Annotated in this window: 20 protein-coding genes; 5 read left to right on the forward strand and 15 right to left on the reverse strand. The window is 59.8% G+C overall.

What is annotated here, in order from left to right:
* Window positions 1-108 precede the first annotated feature (108 nt).
* On the forward strand, window positions 109-1,071 hold the full coding sequence (locus KFE19_05375) for a helix-turn-helix transcriptional regulator (GenBank protein ID QUO38938.1): 963 nt from the start codon (window positions 109-111) through the stop codon (window positions 1,069-1,071).
* Window positions 1,072-1,127: 56 nt separating this feature from the next.
* Here the strand turns inward: KFE19_05375 and KFE19_05380 are convergent, their stop codons facing one another.
* From KFE19_05380 to KFE19_05405, 6 genes are read right to left on the reverse strand one after another with little or no spacing between them, the layout of a single operon-like run.
* Window positions 1,128-1,571, reverse strand: a complete 444-nt coding sequence (locus tag KFE19_05380; protein ID QUO38939.1) for a winged helix-turn-helix transcriptional regulator — start codon at window positions 1,569-1,571, stop codon at window positions 1,128-1,130.
* Between the two features lie 34 nt (window positions 1,572-1,605).
* Window positions 1,606-2,310 carry a transglycosylase domain-containing protein gene (locus tag KFE19_05385; protein ID QUO38940.1) on the reverse strand — a complete coding sequence of 235 codons (705 nt, stop codon included), beginning with the start codon at window positions 2,308-2,310 and terminating at the stop codon, window positions 1,606-1,608.
* Window positions 2,311-2,325: 15 nt separating this feature from the next.
* Window positions 2,326-2,940: a hypothetical protein gene (locus KFE19_05390; GenBank protein QUO38941.1), complete on the reverse strand. Its 615-nt coding sequence runs from the start codon at window positions 2,938-2,940 to the stop codon at window positions 2,326-2,328.
* Window positions 2,937-3,746, reverse strand: a complete 810-nt coding sequence (locus KFE19_05395; GenBank protein ID QUO38942.1) for an ABC transporter permease — start codon at window positions 3,744-3,746, stop codon at window positions 2,937-2,939. Before KFE19_05395 ends, KFE19_05390 begins: the two co-directional genes overlap by 4 nt.
* Window positions 3,747-3,759: 13 nt before the next feature.
* The gene (locus KFE19_05400) at window positions 3,760-4,563 is read right to left on the reverse strand and encodes an ABC transporter permease (GenBank protein ID QUO38943.1); all 804 of its coding nucleotides are present in this window, start codon (window positions 4,561-4,563) and stop codon (window positions 3,760-3,762) included.
* Window positions 4,556-5,479, reverse strand: a complete 924-nt coding sequence (locus KFE19_05405) for an ATP-binding cassette domain-containing protein (protein QUO38944.1) — start codon at window positions 5,477-5,479, stop codon at window positions 4,556-4,558. Before KFE19_05405 ends, KFE19_05400 begins: the two co-directional genes overlap by 8 nt.
* A gap of 152 nt (window positions 5,480-5,631) precedes the next feature.
* Between KFE19_05405 and KFE19_05410 the strand changes: the two genes are divergently transcribed.
* Window positions 5,632-6,327, forward strand: a complete 696-nt coding sequence (locus KFE19_05410; protein ID QUO38945.1) for a response regulator transcription factor — start codon at window positions 5,632-5,634, stop codon at window positions 6,325-6,327.
* Window positions 6,324-7,682: a HAMP domain-containing histidine kinase gene (locus tag KFE19_05415; protein ID QUO38946.1), complete on the forward strand. Its 1,359-nt coding sequence runs from the start codon at window positions 6,324-6,326 to the stop codon at window positions 7,680-7,682. Before KFE19_05410 ends, KFE19_05415 begins: the two co-directional genes overlap by 4 nt.
* Before the next feature lie 62 nt (window positions 7,683-7,744).
* Here KFE19_05415 and KFE19_05420 read toward each other — a convergent pair whose 3' ends face one another.
* The 3 genes from KFE19_05420 to KFE19_05430 are packed head-to-tail and all read right to left on the reverse strand — an operon-like array spanning window position 7,745 to window position 10,134.
* Entirely contained in the window at window positions 7,745-8,473 is a 729-nt protein-coding gene (locus tag KFE19_05420; protein ID QUO38947.1) for an ABC transporter permease, read from the reverse strand.
* A gap of 3 nt (window positions 8,474-8,476) precedes the next feature.
* Complete coding sequence (locus KFE19_05425) at window positions 8,477-9,226, reverse strand: ABC transporter permease (protein ID QUO38948.1); 750 nt, start codon at window positions 9,224-9,226, stop codon at window positions 8,477-8,479.
* Entirely contained in the window at window positions 9,223-10,134 is a 912-nt protein-coding gene (locus KFE19_05430) for an ATP-binding cassette domain-containing protein (protein QUO38949.1), read from the reverse strand. Before KFE19_05430 ends, KFE19_05425 begins: the two co-directional genes overlap by 4 nt.
* A gap of 150 nt (window positions 10,135-10,284) precedes the next feature.
* Here KFE19_05430 and KFE19_05435 point away from each other — a divergent pair, with 150 nt between their 5' ends.
* The gene (locus KFE19_05435; protein ID QUO38950.1) at window positions 10,285-10,971 is read left to right on the forward strand and encodes a response regulator transcription factor; all 687 of its coding nucleotides are present in this window, start codon (window positions 10,285-10,287) and stop codon (window positions 10,969-10,971) included.
* Complete coding sequence (locus tag KFE19_05440) at window positions 10,968-12,185, forward strand: HAMP domain-containing histidine kinase (GenBank protein ID QUO38951.1); 1,218 nt, start codon at window positions 10,968-10,970, stop codon at window positions 12,183-12,185. The genes KFE19_05435 and KFE19_05440 overlap by 4 nt, the downstream gene beginning before the upstream one ends.
* 140 nt (window positions 12,186-12,325) lie before the next feature.
* Here KFE19_05440 and KFE19_05445 read toward each other — a convergent pair whose 3' ends face one another.
* The 6 genes from KFE19_05445 to KFE19_05470 form a co-directional block, all read right to left on the reverse strand.
* Window positions 12,326-12,670, reverse strand: a complete 345-nt coding sequence (locus KFE19_05445; protein ID QUO38952.1) for a GntR family transcriptional regulator — start codon at window positions 12,668-12,670, stop codon at window positions 12,326-12,328.
* Between the two features lie 235 nt (window positions 12,671-12,905).
* Window positions 12,906-14,123, reverse strand: coding sequence for a hypothetical protein (locus tag KFE19_05450; GenBank protein QUO38953.1), 1,218 nt, complete (start codon window positions 14,121-14,123; stop codon window positions 12,906-12,908).
* Window positions 14,107-14,817, reverse strand: coding sequence for an ABC transporter ATP-binding protein (locus tag KFE19_05455; GenBank protein QUO38954.1), 711 nt, complete (start codon window positions 14,815-14,817; stop codon window positions 14,107-14,109). The genes KFE19_05450 and KFE19_05455 overlap by 17 nt, the downstream gene beginning before the upstream one ends.
* A gap of 5 nt (window positions 14,818-14,822) precedes the next feature.
* Window positions 14,823-14,993, reverse strand: coding sequence for a hypothetical protein (locus tag KFE19_05460; protein ID QUO38955.1), 171 nt, complete (start codon window positions 14,991-14,993; stop codon window positions 14,823-14,825).
* A 163-nt stretch (window positions 14,994-15,156) separates the two neighbouring features.
* The gene (locus KFE19_05465) at window positions 15,157-16,443 is read right to left on the reverse strand and encodes a sensor histidine kinase (protein QUO38956.1); all 1,287 of its coding nucleotides are present in this window, start codon (window positions 16,441-16,443) and stop codon (window positions 15,157-15,159) included.
* Window positions 16,440-17,159 (reverse strand): response regulator transcription factor, encoded by a 720-nt coding sequence (locus tag KFE19_05470; GenBank protein ID QUO38957.1) that lies wholly within the window; start codon window positions 17,157-17,159, stop codon window positions 16,440-16,442. Before KFE19_05470 ends, KFE19_05465 begins: the two co-directional genes overlap by 4 nt.
* Between the last annotated feature and the right edge of the window lie 59 nt (window positions 17,160-17,218).

Here is a 17,218-nt window from a genome sequence, read left to right on the forward strand (position 1 = left end):
CTATACACTACACGTGGTCTGGACATCTTGCAAGGGTTTGAGACGAGGTTCGTCTCTTCGTTGCAAAAGTTCGTCCAACCGTTGTAAAGAGGAGGCGAGTCTTTTGTTATGCCCGAAATGACGGAGCCATACTATGTATCCATGCTGAAGGGCCACGGTTTTACCCCCGACCCCGACGATCACCAGTATGGGGCCTTGGGCCTCTGCTGGAAAATCTCCCAGGAAATCGGGGAGGGTTCCTACTGGACCTATGGACAGAAGGACCTCTACGACATTAAGATCCACAACTTTTTCTTCCATAAGGACTCCCTGCTGGAGTTCTCCCTGCCGGAGTGCCTGAGCATTACTCGCTATGACTCCATCTCCGGGGAAGAGCTGTCGCCCTACCGCCGGCTGTCCGCCGGGTGCATCAAGACCTATATCGGCGGGTATGAACCGTATCAGGTTTTGATCCACAAGAACATCCCCATCCGCTCCATCGGCATCGAGATCATGCCGGCCTACTATGAGGACTACCTCAAGAAGCAATACCCGGAAGAATACCGAAACCCAGTGGAGGCGTTCCGCAAAATCGACCAGACCACTGATTTCCCGGAGATGTCCCGACTGCTTTCTGAAGTCCAGAACTATCGCGGGGATGGGATCGCCGCCAAGCTGTTCTATGAGAGCAAGGTGGCGGAAGCCCTGTCCCTGGTGGTGGAGTACCAGAAAAAACGTCCAGCGGCCCCCATCAAACTGTCTCAGGCGGATCTGGAGCGCATCCAGACCGTGGCCGCCTATCTGAGCGACCACTATGCCGCGGAGATCCCCATGGAGCGGCTGACGCAGATTGCCTGCATGGGAACCACGAAACTCAAGAGCAGTTTCAAAAAGGTTTACGACTGCACCATCACAGAGTACATCCAACAGCGCCGCATGAGCCAGGCGGAGTACCTGCTGACCAACACAGACTTATCCATCGGCCAGATCGCTCAGACCGTTGGCTACTCCACCTCCAGCCGCTTTGCGGAGCTGTTCCGGAAGAGCACCGGGCTGCTGCCGGGAGAGTTCCGGAAAGTGGGAAGCCGGTAATAGGGCATGAAAAAAGAACTGGATGCCGCCCTTTAATGGGTGGCATCCAGTTCCTTTCAATCTTCCATTCCCGATTGCCTGTTATGAATATCTATTTTATAGCCTGCACCCACCACCGTCTTGATGTATCCCGGATGCCTGGGGTCCTCCTCCAGTTTTCTTCTCAGCCGCCAGATGGTATTCTCCACGGAGTTTGTCCCGCGTAGATATTCCTCGCCCCAAGCGGCCTCATAGAGCTGCGCTTTGGAGAACACCTGCCCTGGTGAACTGGCCATGCAGTAGAGCATGGCATACTCCCCATGATTGAGTTCCACTTCCCTGTCCGCCATGAGCACCCGGCGGTGCTTATGATTGAGCTCCAGTTCCCCGATGCGCAGCACGGAGGTCGCAGGGGCAGCAACATCGACTACCTCTGCCCTTTTACCCTTCAGCGCGTCCATGACGGCCTTGAACACGCTGCCGTCCGGATCCCTCGCCCGAATGACAATAATCTCCTCCAAGCTGCTCACCTCCCCGGGATCTTCTGCGGCATGATCAGTTTTGCAGAATTGCCGCCGCCTCTTCCTCGCCGAGATACCCGTATTTCACCATCTGTTGGAGAACATACTGCTGCCGCTGCGCAGCCAGATCTGGGTTCGCCGTCAGCGAGTAGACGGATGGCGCATTGGGGATTCCGGCCAGCAGCGTGGCTTCGTCATCCGTCATGTCCGCAGGCTCCTTCCCAAAGTAGCCCGCGCTGGCGTCCCGGACACAGTAATAGCCGTCGCCAAAGTAAATGGAGTTGACATACAGCTCCAGGATCTCGTCTTTTGAGTAGGTCTGCTCCAGCCGAAAGGCCATGAAAACCTCCGCAGCCTTACGGATAAAACTCCGCTCCTGGGTAAAATACAGGTTCTTGGCAAGCTGCTGGGTGATGGTGCTGCCGCCTTCCCGCAGGCTCCAGGACTTGATGTTGTTCCAGGCAGCTCTGGCGATGGCGATGATGTCGATGCCGCAATGCTGTTCAAAGCGGTGGTCCTCCACTGCCACGACCGCATCAAGATAGATCTCCGGCAGGTCTGCAAGCGGCGTGTAGCTGGGATCTGCCTGCACCTCTGCAACCTTGTCCTCCAAGCTCTGCTCCTTGAGTGCGTCACGATACATCAGATAGCCCAGAACAGCCACCACACTGCCGCACAAAATCCCGGCGGCTACGATCAGCAGAATGATCCGCACCAGTAGTTTTTTCAGTATCCGCATGACGCACCTCACAGTTTACTCGATTTGAATGGACACGCTCCCGGTCACGCCCTCGCCCCAGACACCGAGATAGACGCTTCCACCGCCCACCTCGATGGTGCCGGAGTAATCCCCGCTCTCGGACAGCAGGAGCACCGGCTCCTCCGAGCCGGAGCACAGGAAGATGGCAGCCTCCCCCTCTTCGACGGCAAGGGAGCAAGTGACCTCTACCGTATCCCCGGCCTCCCGGTCCAGCGTGGTACCGCCAAAGAGCAGTTCCGTACCGGAGAAGTCCTCATAGTCAGCCGCATAGGTGCCGGTGTAGTCGTCCTCGCCCCGGACACGCTCCCCCTGGAGGGAGCGGTCCGGCGTCAGCGCCCAGGAGCCGGCGGTATCCATCAGCGAGCTGTAGGCGTCCAGAATGGCGTCCTTCACTGAGTCATCCGTCGCGTCGGCCGCGGCACCGAGGGCTGCGTCTGTCATATCCGCCAGAGCGCCGGCGACCTGATCCGTTCCCTCCGCCAAGCCATTGAGTACCGCATCCGTCCCATCCGCCAGTGATTGCATCATGCCGGAACAGCCGGACAGCAGCAGGACGCAGAACAGGCCGCAGGTCAGGAGCGGTGTCCATCGCTTTCGGTTTTCTTTCATCGTGTTTTCCTCCTTGCCTGCCGGCGTCCACCGGCCTTTTTCTTTTTCGTACTCCCGGCCTTGCTGCTGGGTCTGGAGAAGGCCAAGATCACAGCCGTCAAAACGATGACCGCCGTCATGCCCAGGAGGGCCAGCGGGATGCTGGGTGCCTCGGTGGCACCGTTGTACTCCTGCATATCAAAGCCGGCCAGCACCAGCGCCGCGGAGAAGGGGTAAGCGGAGAGCAGGAGCCCGCTCTTAAAGAACAAAATGCAGTATCCCAGGAAAAAGGTCAGGATGGAGCCGCCCAGATAGGCGCCCCGCATCTGCCCGAAAATCAAAATCATGGGCATACAGACCAGGAAGGTGGTCAGCGCCGCGGCCACCACCTGTCCACCCTGCTGGAGGAGCACCCCGGGCGTCAGTCCCGGGAGGCCCGCCAGCATCCCGGTGAGCACCGTCACGGCCACGCTGTAAAGGCCAAACAGCAGGGACAGCAGGCCGGTGACCGCCAGCTTGCCCCCCAGGAGTTTGGGATAGGACACCGGGACGGTGAGCAGGTTCTTCATGGTGTCATGGGTATTCTCCCGGTCGATCAGCCACCCGCCGATCATCACCAGGGAGATGGGGAGAAACACCTGAGTATTGCCCCATACCACATTGGCGAACAGGTGGAGCATATCATAGTTTGGGTCCCGAATCTCCGGGTTCACGATCAGCTGGCTGCCGTACTGCACCACCGGACAGAGGGCCAGAGCCACAATGCCCACCAGCAGGATCTGGCACCGCCGCAGCTTCCACCACTCTGTTTGGATCATCTTCCACATACTCAACACCTCCTCAAACGCCCTGGCGCTTATAGACCAGCGCAATTAAGGCCAGAAACACCGCGGCCTCCGCTCCAGTCACCAGAAACGCCTGGGCGGTGGTGACGAAATAGGGGCTGACTCGCTCCAAAAGTCCCAGCATCTCGGCACCGGCATTAGAAAAGTCGAGATACTGGAAGTACCACCGGAAGGTCAGCGGCCCGGGCAGCAGCGTCCCCAGGTTCAGGCCGAAGGGCTGGGTGATAAAGAGGTCGTTCAGGCCGAAGATGTAGTTGACAGAGGTGTAGAAGAAGGTGATGATGACGGAGACGATATAGCTCCGGTTCAGCAGCACCACCAGCAGGATGCAGGGCAATGCCCCGGCCCACATCATGATCCCCTGGCCGACGCCCACAAAAAAGAGCCGCCAGAAGCCCACGGGCTCCCACCCGGCGGCCAGCACGATCAGCAGGATCACCAGGCCGCCCACCGCCATGAAAGCGATGGCAAAAAGAAACAGCAGGGCCATCTTTGCCATGGCCAAGGTCGGCTTTCTCACCGGCACCGTCATCAGGTTCTTCAGCGTGTCGTTGTCCTGTTCCTCAAAAAGCAGGTTGGAGGCCAGCACCACCAGGGCCGGCATGAGCAGCAGATAGGCGCTCATCTGGAACAGGGTGGACATCATGCCATCCACCGCCTCGGCCCCGCTGGTAAACTCCTGGAAGTCCGGCAGGAACAGGGCGCACCCCAGGGGGATCAGGGCGGACACGGCAGCAGCAGCGAAGAACAACGGCTTGCGCCGCAGCTTGGCAAACTCACACCACAGGAGTTTAAGCAATGCCCTCACCCCCTGTGATGCGCTTGAAGTAGTCCTCAAGGGTGTCCTCGTAGAGATGGGCGTCGGACACCACCAGCCCCGCCTCCACGAACCGCCGCACCGCCGCGCCGGTGTCCAGGCGGAGATCCCGGACGGTCAGTTCCTGCCCATTCTCCACAGCTACATCCCGCACGCCCATCTCCTGCTGGAGCAGCTGGGCGGCCACCGGTGCGTTGGACACGGTGAACCGGAGGACCTTCCCGTTCTTCTGCTCCAGCTCCGCCAGGCTCTCCTCTTCCAGGAGGACGCCGTGGTCGATGATCCCGATGTCATCTGCCAGCAGGGCGATCTCGGAGAGGATATGGCTGGAGAGCAGGATGGTCTTGCCCCGTTCGTCGCACAGCGCCCGGATGAAGTCCCGCACCTCGGCAATGCCGATGGGGTCCAGGCCGTTGATGGGCTCGTCCAGGATCAGCAGCTCCGGGTCGTGCATCACCGCCAGGGCGATGGCCAGCCGCTGTTTCATGCCCAGGGAGTACTGGGCGTAGCGTTTCTTGTCCCGGTAGGGCAGGTTCACCAGCTCCAGCGCCCCTTTGATATAGTTGGGACTTTTGAGGCCCCGGAGCCGGGCGAAGATCTGCAAATTCTCCGTCCCGGTCAGGTTGGGGTAAAACCCGGGGGACTCGATGAGACTGCCGATGCGGGGCAGGACGCGCTTTTCGTTCCCCTTCAGCGACCGGCCGAAGATGGTCACCGTGCCGGATGTGGGGACGGTCAGCCCTAAGAGCATCTTCATGGTGGTGGTCTTGCCCGCCCCATTGCGCCCCAGGAGGCCGTAGATACGTCCCTTCTGTACATGGAGATCCAGACTGGAGACGCTGACCTGGTCCCCGTAGCGTTTGGTTAGGCCCTTGGTTTCAATGATACAGTCGCTCATAAGCGGTACCTCCTTTGCTTGGTAGCAACAGGATAGCACCCGTACCTTGAGATAACGCTGAGCCAACCTTAATTTTTCTCTGAGATTTTGCGCAGGGCATGGGCAGGCCGACACTTTAGCGGTATAATATGGGCAAAGGAAGGGGGTGTCCCATGATGGAGCATAAAATCTTATTGGTAGACGATGACCGGGACCTTTTGGCGATGCTGTGTTCCATCTTCCGGCGGGCAGGCTACACCGATCTCGTGACCGCCTCCTCCGGACAAGAGGCTCTCCAGATCTGGCGTGAGCAGCAGCCGGCGCTGATCGTCCTGGATGTGATGATGCCGGGGATGGACGGCTTTGCGGTCCTGCGGGAGATCCGCCGCACCAGCCGCGTGCCCGTGCTGATGCTTACCGCCCGGGGCGAGGCGGAGGACCGCATCGAGGGGCTGGAGACCGGGGCGGACGACTACCTTCCCAAGCCCTTCCTGCCCAGGGAGCTGCTGCTCCGGGTGGGGGCCATCCTCCACCGGACTTACCCGGAGCCCAACCGGAAGGTGGAACTGGCAGCCTCCACGGTGGATTTGGAGAAAGCCGAAGTATGGAAGGACGGCGAACAGACGCCCTTAACGGCAAAGGAATTGCAGCTGTTCGAGAAACTCTATGAAAATGCCGGAAGGATCGTCACCACCGGCATCCTGTGCGAGACGATCTGTGGGGAGTTCTGGCAGGGCTACGAGAGCACCCTCTCGACCCATATCCGCCACCTGCGGGAGAAGATCGAGGCTAATCCCTCCAAGCCGGTCTCTCTGGTGACGGCCAAGGGGCTGGGATACCGGCTCAATCTGAAGGGGGCGAAGTCGTGAACCCGGTACAGCGGTTTTTCCGGCGCTACATTTTCTCCACCATTGGCATTTTGACGCTGTTCTTTGCGGTCAACATTGCTCTGGTTTTGGGCGTCATGGTCGCTGGATACATGAGCGGGACAGACAACGGGCTGTCTGTCCGGGAGGTGTCCGGCCATGTGACGCAGCAGGGCGGCGTCTGGACGGCAGACGATACGGCGCCGGCCCTGCTGCGGGAGCATGACGCCTGGGCCATGCTTTTAGATGAACGCGGCACTGTGGTATGGGAGCAGGGCCTACCGGAGGAGCTGCCCCGATCCTATACCAGCGCCCAGGTGGCCTCCTTCAGCCGCTGGTATCTTCAGGACTATCCGGTGAAGGTGTGGAGCCGGGAGGACGGCGCCTTGATGGTGGTGGGATTTGCACCGGGCACCCTAGTGAAATACTACTTTTCCATGGAGCTTTCCTCCCTGATGATGTTCCTGATGGGGGCCATCGCGGTCTTTGTGTGCAACCTGCTGCTGATGGTCTTCCTGACGCTGCGGAACACCCGCCGGGTGGAGAAGGCCATGTCCCCCATCCTGCGGGGCATCCAGGATTTGAGCCGGGGCAGTTACCAGCCCCTGGACGAGCACGGAGAACTGGCGGAGATCAACGCGGGGCTCAACCGAGCCGGGGATTACCTGATGCGCAAGGATAACACCCGGGCGGAGTGGATTCGCGGCGTGTCCCACGACATCCGCACCCCCCTCTCCATGGTGCTGGGCTACGCCAGCGAACTGGAGGATGACGACACTCTCCCCACCGAGGCCCGGCACCATGCCGGGATGATCCGGCAGCAGGGGGAGCGGCTGAAATCTCTGGTGGAGGATCTGAACCTGACCACCAAGTTGGAATACGCCCTCCAGCCCATCCGCCGGGAGGCAGTAGATCTGGTGGAGATCGGGCGGCAAGCGGTGAGCGAGGTGCTCAACGACGGTCTGCCGGAGCGGTATGAAATCACATTTTCCGAGACGCATCCGGGCCGCGCTGCCAGAATAGAGGGTGACGCCGCCCTTCTCCGGCGGATGCTGGACAACCTGATCCGCAACAGCATCGTCCATAATCCCCAGGGCTGCCATATCTCCGTCACGATAGGCGCGGAAGATGGGCGATGCACCTGCACAGTGACAGATGATGGCGTTGGAATGGATGCCGCCCGACTGGAGGCGCTGAACCGGGAAGCGGATGTCTCCAGCACCCAGGGCGGTGAGCACGGCTTGGGCCTCAAGCTGGTGCGGCAGATCGTGAAGGCCCACGGGGGAACGGTGCGGTTCTGGCAGGCTGTGCCTCATGGACTGGAGATTTGCATTTCTATCCCCACAAGGAATGTCTGAAAAGGGCGGGCGGCTTGCGAAGGGCCGCCCGCCCTTTGTTTGCCGTTCTCCCTGCCGCCTATTTACTCCGCCGCCACATCGTGCCGCCGGAGATGGTGGACGGCCAGGAGGGTGAACACCGCCGTGTAGCCAAAAGCGGAGAGCAGGAAGGGGGCGAAGTCCAGCTCCATATTCGGATTGTTGGCCCGCATCCCGATGCACAGCAGGGAGTACGGGAAGGCGTACCCGAACCCCTGGGCCGTGACAATCAGCCCCGCAATGCCTCCCACCAGGCCAAAGGCCACCGGCAGGGCGAAGGCACGAATGATCAGGCTGAAATAGAGTTGCACCGCGCACACCGACACGCCGCCGATGGCCCCGCACGCCAGCCACCCGAGCAGCTCCGGCGGGATGGGGCCGGTGAGCCCCACGATCTTCCCGCTGATAATAAACAGCGCCCCGATCCAGGCCTGGGAGAGCAGGGACATGACCGCCGCCCAGATCAGCTTGGCAAAGCACAGGGCCCCCACCGGCACCGGCGCGGTGAGAAAACTGTTCCAGTTGTGGTCCGTGTGCTCCAGCCGCCACTGCCAGGCGCAGAACACCCCCAGCAGGGCCGGCAGGAAGAACATGGAGGAGAACAGGGTGTGCTGGCTCCACAGGCTGTACCACTCGCTCCGCAGCAGCCCCAGATTCCCCAGATAGTTCATGGTGCCCAGGATGGCCGGGAAAATGGGCAGCACCACAAAGGCCAGCCACACCGGCGACCGGCGGAACTTGATGAGCTCCGCCCTCAGACAACGCAGCAGCATCCCTCACACCTCCTTCCGCACGAACAGCGCCCGTCCCACCAGCAGGAACAGCGCCGCCCACAGGCACAGCAACACCAGGTCGGTGGGCACCGGCCACTCCCAGTAGAACCAGGTGAACCGGGTGTCCGGATTCCAGTTCATCCCCACCAGGGACAAAAGGCCGTAGTAGCCCCAGGGGACGCACCGGGTCAGGGCCGGCGGGAACAGCAGGGACAAGATCCCGAGAAAGCTCCCGGAGATCCCACACACCAGGGCCACCGCCTGATTGGCAAAGCGCAGGGACAAGCCCTGCTGCAGGGCGTAGACCATCATAGACACCGCCCAGGAGATCAGGGTGAAGATCCCGAACCTCCCCCAAGGGACCTCCCCCGGGAACTGCCACAGGATGCCCACCCCCATGAAGAGCGCCCACCGGACCATGAGCAGGGCGGTCAGCACCAGGGCGCCCCAGGCCAGCTTGGCAGCATAGAGAGCTCCCGGCGCCGCCATAGTCTCCAGCAGTTTCAGGGTGGTCCCCTTGTGCTCCAGCTCGCAGTTTCGGCTGGCAATGGTGGCCACGCTGATGGGCATGATGATGGCGTCCACCATAGCCAGATTGTAAAGCAACAGCATCCAGCCCTGGCGGAGATCCTCGGCGTCCTGGCGGAGGAAGGTGGAGACGATCCACAGCAACTCCGCCGCCAATACAGCGGCGCACACCAGCAGGATCTTCCGCCGGCGGCACTTGAAAAACTCCAGCTTCAGCAGTTTCACAGGCTCGCCGCCTTTCCCGTCAGCTCCAGGAAAATGTCCTCCAAACTCTTCTGCCGCTCCTCTAAGCGGATGACGCCCAGATTGCGCGCCCCCAGCAGGCGGGTGAGCTGGGCGGCGATCTCGTCAGAGAGGATGGGGAGGATGAGGTATCCCCCTTCCTCCTGGCAGGGCACGGACTTCTCCTGGAGGATGGCCCGGGCCACGGCGTTGTTGGTGGTGCGCAGGGCCAGGTGGTGGCGGCTGCGGCCGTGGAGGGCCTCCAGGGTGTCCTGGAACACCAGCTCCCCCTCCCGGATGATGGCCACATGGTCCGCCATCTGGTCGATCTCACTGAGCAGGTGGCTGGATACCACCACCGTCATGCCGAACCGCTCGGGCAGGGAGCAGATCAGCTCCCGCATCTCCTGGATGCCCGCCGGGTCCAGGCCGTTGGTGGGCTCGTCCAGGATCAGCAGCTTGGGATAGCCCAGCAGGGCCGCCGCCAGGCCCAGCCGCTGTTTCATGCCCAGGGAGTAGTGGGCCACCCTCTTGCCTCGCTGACCATCCAGCCGGACGATCTGCAGCACCTCCCGGATATTTTTCTCCGGCACCCCCCGGAGGGTCTGGACGATGCGCAGATTCTCCTCCCCGGTAAGGTGGCCGTAGTAGCTGGGGCTCTCGATGAGGCTCCCCACCTGCCGGAGCACGGCCAGGCGGCTCCCGCCATCCATCTTCTTCCCCAGCACCCGGATGTCCCCCGCCGTGGGGCGCACCAGGCCCAGAATCATTTTCAGGGTGGTGGACTTCCCCGCCCCGTTGGGGCCGAGAAAGCCGTAGACGCTGCCCTCGGGCACATCCAGATCCAGGTGAGCCACCCGCAGGGCGTTTCCATACTGCTTGCACAGGTCGTGTGTCTCAATGATGTTCATGGCAAGACCTCCTTATGTCCCCAAGGATAGCACCCCTGCCTTACGCCCCGATGAAGCCCACCTTACGTTTACCTTACTTCTTCGGCCGGGTCTGGACGGATGGACAGGATTTGGTATAATGAAAGGGAAAATGATAAAGGAGGCCGCAGTATGGCCTATCGCATTTTGATCGTGGACGACGAGGCCGCCCTGCAGAACATGGTGAAGGAGATCCTAACCCAGGTCGGCTATGAGACAACCTCCGCCCTCACCTGCGCCCAGGCGCTGGAACAGTTCCGGGCCGCGGCGCCGGACGCGGTGCTGCTGGACGTGAACCTGCCGGACGGGGACGGCTTCTCCCTGTTAGGGAAACTCCGGGAAAACCGGGACGTGCCGGTACTGTTCCTCTCCGCCCGGGACGAGGACGCCGACCGGCTGCAGGGCTTGGGCCTGGGTGCGGACGACTACATCACCAAGCCTTTTCTCCCTCAGGAGCTGCTGCTCCGCCTGCACGCGGTGCTCCGGCGGGTGTACCGGGAGGAGGTCCAGACCGCCCGGCTGGGGGACGCGGAGATCGACTGGGGCAAGAGCGCTGTCCGCCGAAACGGGGCGGAGACCGCTCTCACCGCCAAGGAGTTCATTCTGTTGAAGAAGCTGTGGGATGCCCGGGGCAACATCGTCACCATCGACGCCCTGTGCGCCGCATTGTGGGACGGGCCTCTGGTGGGCTATGAGAACACGCTGATGGTCCACATCCGCCGCCTGCGGGAGAAGATCGAGGCGGACCCCTCCCACCCAAACTATCTGCTGACGGTGCGGGGGCTGGGCTACCGCCTCAGCCGGGAGGGGACGAAATGAGTTTACGGAGCATTTTCAAGGGGGCCATGCTGGTGACCGCCTCGGCGGCGCTCATCGCCGTCATCACCATAGCGGGCATCCTGGCCCTCGCCTTCTACTACTCTGACGGCGGCCGGAGTTGGAGCGTCTCCATCACCCGTGTCTCCGACGCCCTGACCTATGACGGGACGGAGTATGACTTTTCCGGGGATGCGCTGCTGGGGGATGACCGCTGGGCCATCCTGATCGGAGAGGACGGACAGGTGATCTGGTCCCTCCGTAAACCCGCCGACGTGCCGGAGCACTATACCCTCACGGACGTGGCCTCCTTCACCCGGTGGTATCTGGGCGACTACCCGGTGCAATGCCGCATCCGGGACGACGGCCTGCTGGTGGTGGGCTCGCCCAAGGGAAGCATGTGGAAGCACGACATCTCCATGCAGTCCCGTCTGCTCCACGACGCGCCCCTGTGGATCGGCGGCATCTTTCTGCTGGCCCTCGGGTGCGTGCTGCTCCTGGCCTACTTCGCGGTGCGCCGGTGGTTCCGGCAGGCCCAGCGGGTGCGGGACGCCGCCCGGTCCGACTGGATCAACGGCGTGTCCCACGATATCCGCACCCCCCTCTCCATGGTCATGGGCTACGCCGCCCAGATGGAGGGGGCGGCGGATCTGCCGCCGGAGCGCCGAAAGCAGGCGGGGATCATCCGCGCCCAGAGTCAGGAGATCCGGGACCTGGTGAACGACTTGAACCTCACCATGCGGCTGGACTGCGCCATGCAGGCCCTGCGGAAGGAGCCCCTCCAGGTGGAGGCGTTTCTCCGCCAGACCGCCGCCGACTTCCTCAACGGCGGCATGGGCGAGGGCTTCGACTTGGAGATGGATCTGCCGTCGGAGCCCCTGCCCCAAATCGAGGCAGACCCCTTCCTGTTGCGCCGGGCGGTGAACAACCTGCTCACCAACTGCGTGCGGCACAACGCGCCGGGCGGCTCCATCCGTCTGGGGGCCAGAGCCGAGGGGAAATCGGTGGTCCTCTTTGTGGCGGGCGGCGCGGCGGCAGGCATTCCGTCGGTGGCCGATCCCACCCGTCAGTTGGAGGCCGACGGCTCCGCCGCCCACGGCACGGGCCTCAAGCTGGTGCGACAGATCGCCGAGGCCCACGGCGGGACGGTGCAATTTGAGCAGGGGACATCCCACGGACTGAAGGTTTTCATTTCCCTGCCCGCAAGCAATGCCTGAAAGAAGGCGGGCGGTTTTTGGACCGTCCGCCTTCTTGCTTACTCGCGGCCGTGATACAGTGGACTATAAGGTACTGAAATAAGTCTCTGCCATCGGAGAAATCTTACCAGCGAAATATAAGGAAAGTATCAGGGCGGGTACTATTTTGAACAAGTTATTCCCCCATCAGCCGCTACGCTGACTTTTGCTTTTGCATCCAAGTACTTCCCTTCCAAATCAGCGAGGTAATTCTGACGATACGCAGAGATATGGCCATGATTTGATGTCACAAAATAACCATACCGAGTCTTATCAATAAGGCCGAGGCGGCACAGTTCACTGAATGCCTTTCTAACGGTTTCCGGACTGCTCCCGGCCGTTTTTGAAAGCTCTGTGTATGAGGGCATTTTTGTCCCCAACCCATACTCCCCATGAAGGATACGAAAGAAAATCTCATTGGCAAGGCGCTGATATACTTTCTCGCGTACTTCAATGTCCCAGCTCATGCAGTGTCTCCTTATCCGAATGTCTTTTTGATCTCGTCCAACTCTTGCGCGTTTTCCACCCAATTCTCCACATAACCGCAATTACAGCAAACATAGCGGATCACTGGAATTTTACCGAACAAGGTCATCCTTGTGGTATAGATGTTGTTCCCACTGGCGTGTCGTGCCGGATGATCCGGCACACGCACGATTTTTTCCGAATGACATTTGGGGCAGCACCTTGAATTTTTCATCGTCAATCTCTCCTTGTCACAACAAGCAAAACGCAGCACTCCGTCAGCAAAGCCGCAGCCCAAATCCAAAGAGCCGGCGGCCATATCCCAACCAGTGCTGCAGCCAGCAGCATAATAAGCGGGACGAGGTATTTGCGGGGATGATGCCACAGATCGCTTTCGGTTTTCCAGCCACGGATCGGATACCTCCACTCCAGAACGACCGAAAGGATGGCGCTTTGCAGAGCAAACAGAAGAAGCGTTATCCCATGGACAAAACCAGTGCCGCCGTTGATGAGCTGCCAGCTGCAAAGGTAGATGCAGGCGACAATGCTGTTGATTGCGAAGATAAACAGGCAATACTTTCGGCAAAACCGCTCCGCCTGTCCGGGCAGCACGCGGATCGCCTGCTCCAAATCCGGGTCGCAGGACAGCAGTGTACAGATGGGCGTGTTGAGGCAAAGGATCGCAAGGCCGATGGGAAACATATTCATGCCTTGAACTTCGCCAAACAGCAGCGGCAGAAAACCGGCGACCGCGGCCAGGCCCGCAGTGTTGATAAGGTATGTCTTGTTCGCCATCAAATAGCGCAACAGGTAGGTGAAGACGTTCCCGGTGCGGCCTGTATGCCGGACAGCTTTCTTTGCAACGCCGGCACTATAAAAATCATAGGCATCCGCAAAAGCCAGATACAGTACTGCGGTGATCACACTCACCGCCGCCGCAGAAAGGACCGCCGCCCACTGGCGCAAGAGCAAAATAGCGGCCAGGATGCCGGCGGCCCAAAGGAGCGGCAGCACAGCATGACCTCTCCGGCACATCCGATACCCCGCCGCCGTCACCACACACGCCATACAGCCGCACAGGACCGCAAGGGCGATCTCCCCTATTCTCCATGAGGCGGCCGCAAAGAACAGCGCCCAGACCAGCAGCGTTTTGGTCACCAGGGTATGCGCCCCCAGCACCAAGACATAGCCAAAGACAAAACCGCGGTGATCGAGAGGGAGCATCAACATTCCCTGCATGGCCTCCATCTGCCGCCGTCCGGTAAGCACCTGCCACATGACGCCGGCGGTAAACAAGGTGGACGTCAGATAGAGGATCGCGGGGGCAACCGCAACCCGAATTTCCGCCGCGTAGATGGCGATAAACAGGATCGCCGCCGCCAAAAGACTCTTTCTGGCGCTCTCATACTTGGCCCCAAAGAACTGCTTGGAGAGTGCCTTAATGGTGTTCTTCATCAGCCAGCACCTCCCGGATCTTCCCGGCAGCGATCTCCGTGCCGGTAAACGTCCGGCCGATCCTGCCCTGCTCCAAAACCAGCACGCGGTCAGAGGTCAAACAGATGCTCTCCAAAATATGGGACGAAAACAGGAGTGTCCCATACTGCTGATAGCCGCCCATGAGCTGGTACAAAAATTCCGTGCTTTGGAAATCGAGCCCGTTCACAGGCTCATCCAAAAGCAGCAGTTTTGGCCGCAGGGCAAATGCCGTAATGAGATAGGCCTTTTTCAGATTGCCGGTGGACAGCTCCTTTAGGAGCACGTCGGTATAGTCCTCGAAGTGGAAGCCTTTTACCAGGCCGGTCACATCCGGCAAGGCCACGCCATAGGACGCAGCCACATACGCCAGGTACTCCCGGAATGTGAAATACGGAAACGACCGATCCTCCGCAAAGACAATGTACCGGCTCCGCTTGAACGCCTTGTCCCGGAATGAGAACGAATGGCCGTCCCATGCCGCCTCATCCAGATGGTAGCCCGGCAGCAGACCTGCCACGGTCTTGATGAGGGTCGTTTTCCCGGCGCCGTTCAGACCGATCAGCCCGACAACCTCATGCTCCCCCAAATCCAGCGAAAGCCCAGAGAGTACGGGATGGCCGGCGGTGTACCAGACGCTTAAATTGTTGAGGGAAAGAAGTGCCGTGCTGCTCATACCGCTCACCCCCGATTCTCTTTGTCCTTCTTCCAGATCGAATAGGCGGAATACAGGAAGGAACCGCCAAGGAAGATATACAGCAGTGCAAACGGGATGTTCATGGTGACGAAGCTGAAAATCATACAGCCGATAAAAACGATGCCGAGGATCAAACGGAAATAAAAGTGACGCATATGGATAACCTCCTACCTTTTTGCTTGTTTGCGGGCTTCTTGTTTACAATGCAAGCATACACCAAAAGAAGCCCGCCGGCGGAAATGTCCGCAAACGGTAGGTTTTTGACCACGAAAAAGCGGCGGGCGTCCCAAAGGCTGCCCGCCGCACCTCGCATGGAGGTTATTCCGTTTTGATCGCCTGGAAGGACAGCGTAACGACCGATTGAAATATGCCGTCCTTATCATCCGTGCTGACGGTCCCATCATAGCGGTCTGCTGCCGTCTGTACGCTCTTCAGTCCCCATCCATGAAATGCTCTGTCCGGTTTTGTGGTCAGAAGTTTCCCGTCCTCCCGTTTCAGGTCATGCCCATATCCGTTTTCCACTTTGATGATCAGCATAGCGTTGATCCGCCGGATGGTCAGATTGAGAAAGCGCAGGTCATCGGGTGCGGCCTGCGCCGCCTCCAAAGCGTTGTCCAGCAGGTTCCCTAAAATGGTTGTCAGGTCAACGCTGCGAATATTGGTATTGTGGGGATACTCGATGTTGACCCTGGTTTTGATCTGCTCCTGCTCCGCCAATGCCATTTTACTGCTGATCAAGTAGTCAAGGGCCTTGTCGCCCGTCCAAACCGTCTGGGAAATCTCCCGGACGGGGGTTCTCAGATCCTCGCAGTACCGGGCTGCCTCCTCCGTATCCCCTTGCAGGAGGCATTGATAAATAGCCTCGATATGATTGTGCAGATCGTGATAGAGCTTGGCGTTGCCCTCATAGGTACGGCGCAGCGCCTGATAATCCCGCTCCACGATCTCAGCCTGCTCCTGCTTCAGCCGCGCGATTTCCGACTCCATCTCACGCTGGCGGTTGACTCGATAAAACAGGATTGCGAACATCAGCACCATGGAGAGGATGATCCAGGTCCCCACCAGGTCCTCGTCCAGCGGGAGCGTCTTTTGCTCAGACAAGGTCACCGCTCCGACCATGCCGAGGATGACAAGGACCGACAAGCTCCGCATTGCCCCGCCGCTTTGCCCACTCTGCCGGATCAGCATAACTGCGCCGCCCAGCATCAGCGCGCGCGTCAGCCAAACGCCGGCCAGGGATTCCAAAGCCGCCGGCTCAAGAAAGCTCCGCGAATGAAACAGGATGCCCAGGCCGGCTTGCAGCAGGAAATCCCACAGCCCAACCCCAACTTCGTAAAAGAAGGCCAGGAACAGGCATAGATTGAGCTTATCCCGCAGGTAATACCAGGAGACGGCGGTTATCACCAGCAGCTCAACGGCCAGCGGCCCAATCGCGGACTGGGACACCGTTTGCAGGGCTGTGACCAGGACACCCCCGATGCCGGCAAGCAGCATGGCAGCTCTTCTCGGCTGAAATCCTGTCACCCTGGATACCAGGAAAAGCCCGGCAAACAGCCGGAGTTCATTGGTGAAAAAATAGGAGAGCGTCAGCAGCCATGCCATCATATATGCGCCCCCCAGAACTCATTGATCTTCTGCTTTACCTCCTGCAGGTGGGAGCGGCTGATGGGCAGCTGCTCGCCATTCTTGAGCACCGCCATCCCGCCGCTGATTTTCATAATGTGAATGATATTGACAATACAGCCACGGTCAATAAAGATGAACTCCGGCGTGTTCAATTCGTCGAATACCTGCTGCAGGCTCTTTCTGACTTTCGCAGTCCCGGTGCTTGATACAATCATGGCGTTTTTCCCATCCCGCTGGACATAGAATATATCCTTGAACGGGATCTTCTCCAGGCGGCTGGCGGTCTGGATGGTGTACTCCTGTCCGGCTTCCAGCTCAATCAGTCTTGCGGCGTCCAGCACCGCGGCGGGCAGCTTTGCTTCCAGGTTGTTCTTTGGAACATAGCGGAAGATGGACAATTCAAACGCGTCAATGGCATATTCCGTGTGCGAGGTCACAAAAATGATCCTGACGTTGGGTAAAAATCCCTTGATCTGCTGCGGGAGTTCCATGCCGCTGATCCCCGGCATTTCGATATCCAGCAGGATCAAATCATAGAAAAAGGCGTCGTCAGTGATATCATAAAGCAGATTGCGGCTCTGGGTATAGGTTGTGATCTCACAGCCGATCCCCGCCGCTTGCAGGCACTCCCTGACCATCCGCTCATGCAGGGCAACAGACTTTTCTTCGTCGTCACATATCGCAATCTTGACCAAAATCCATCCCCCTCCCTATTCTGGAATTATGTCGGTGCTCAGCGGTTCCTGAAGGCACC

It is taken from the genome of Dysosmobacter sp. Marseille-Q4140, from assembly GCA_018228705.1.
GTDB lineage: Bacteria > Bacillota > Clostridia > Oscillospirales > Oscillospiraceae > Oscillibacter.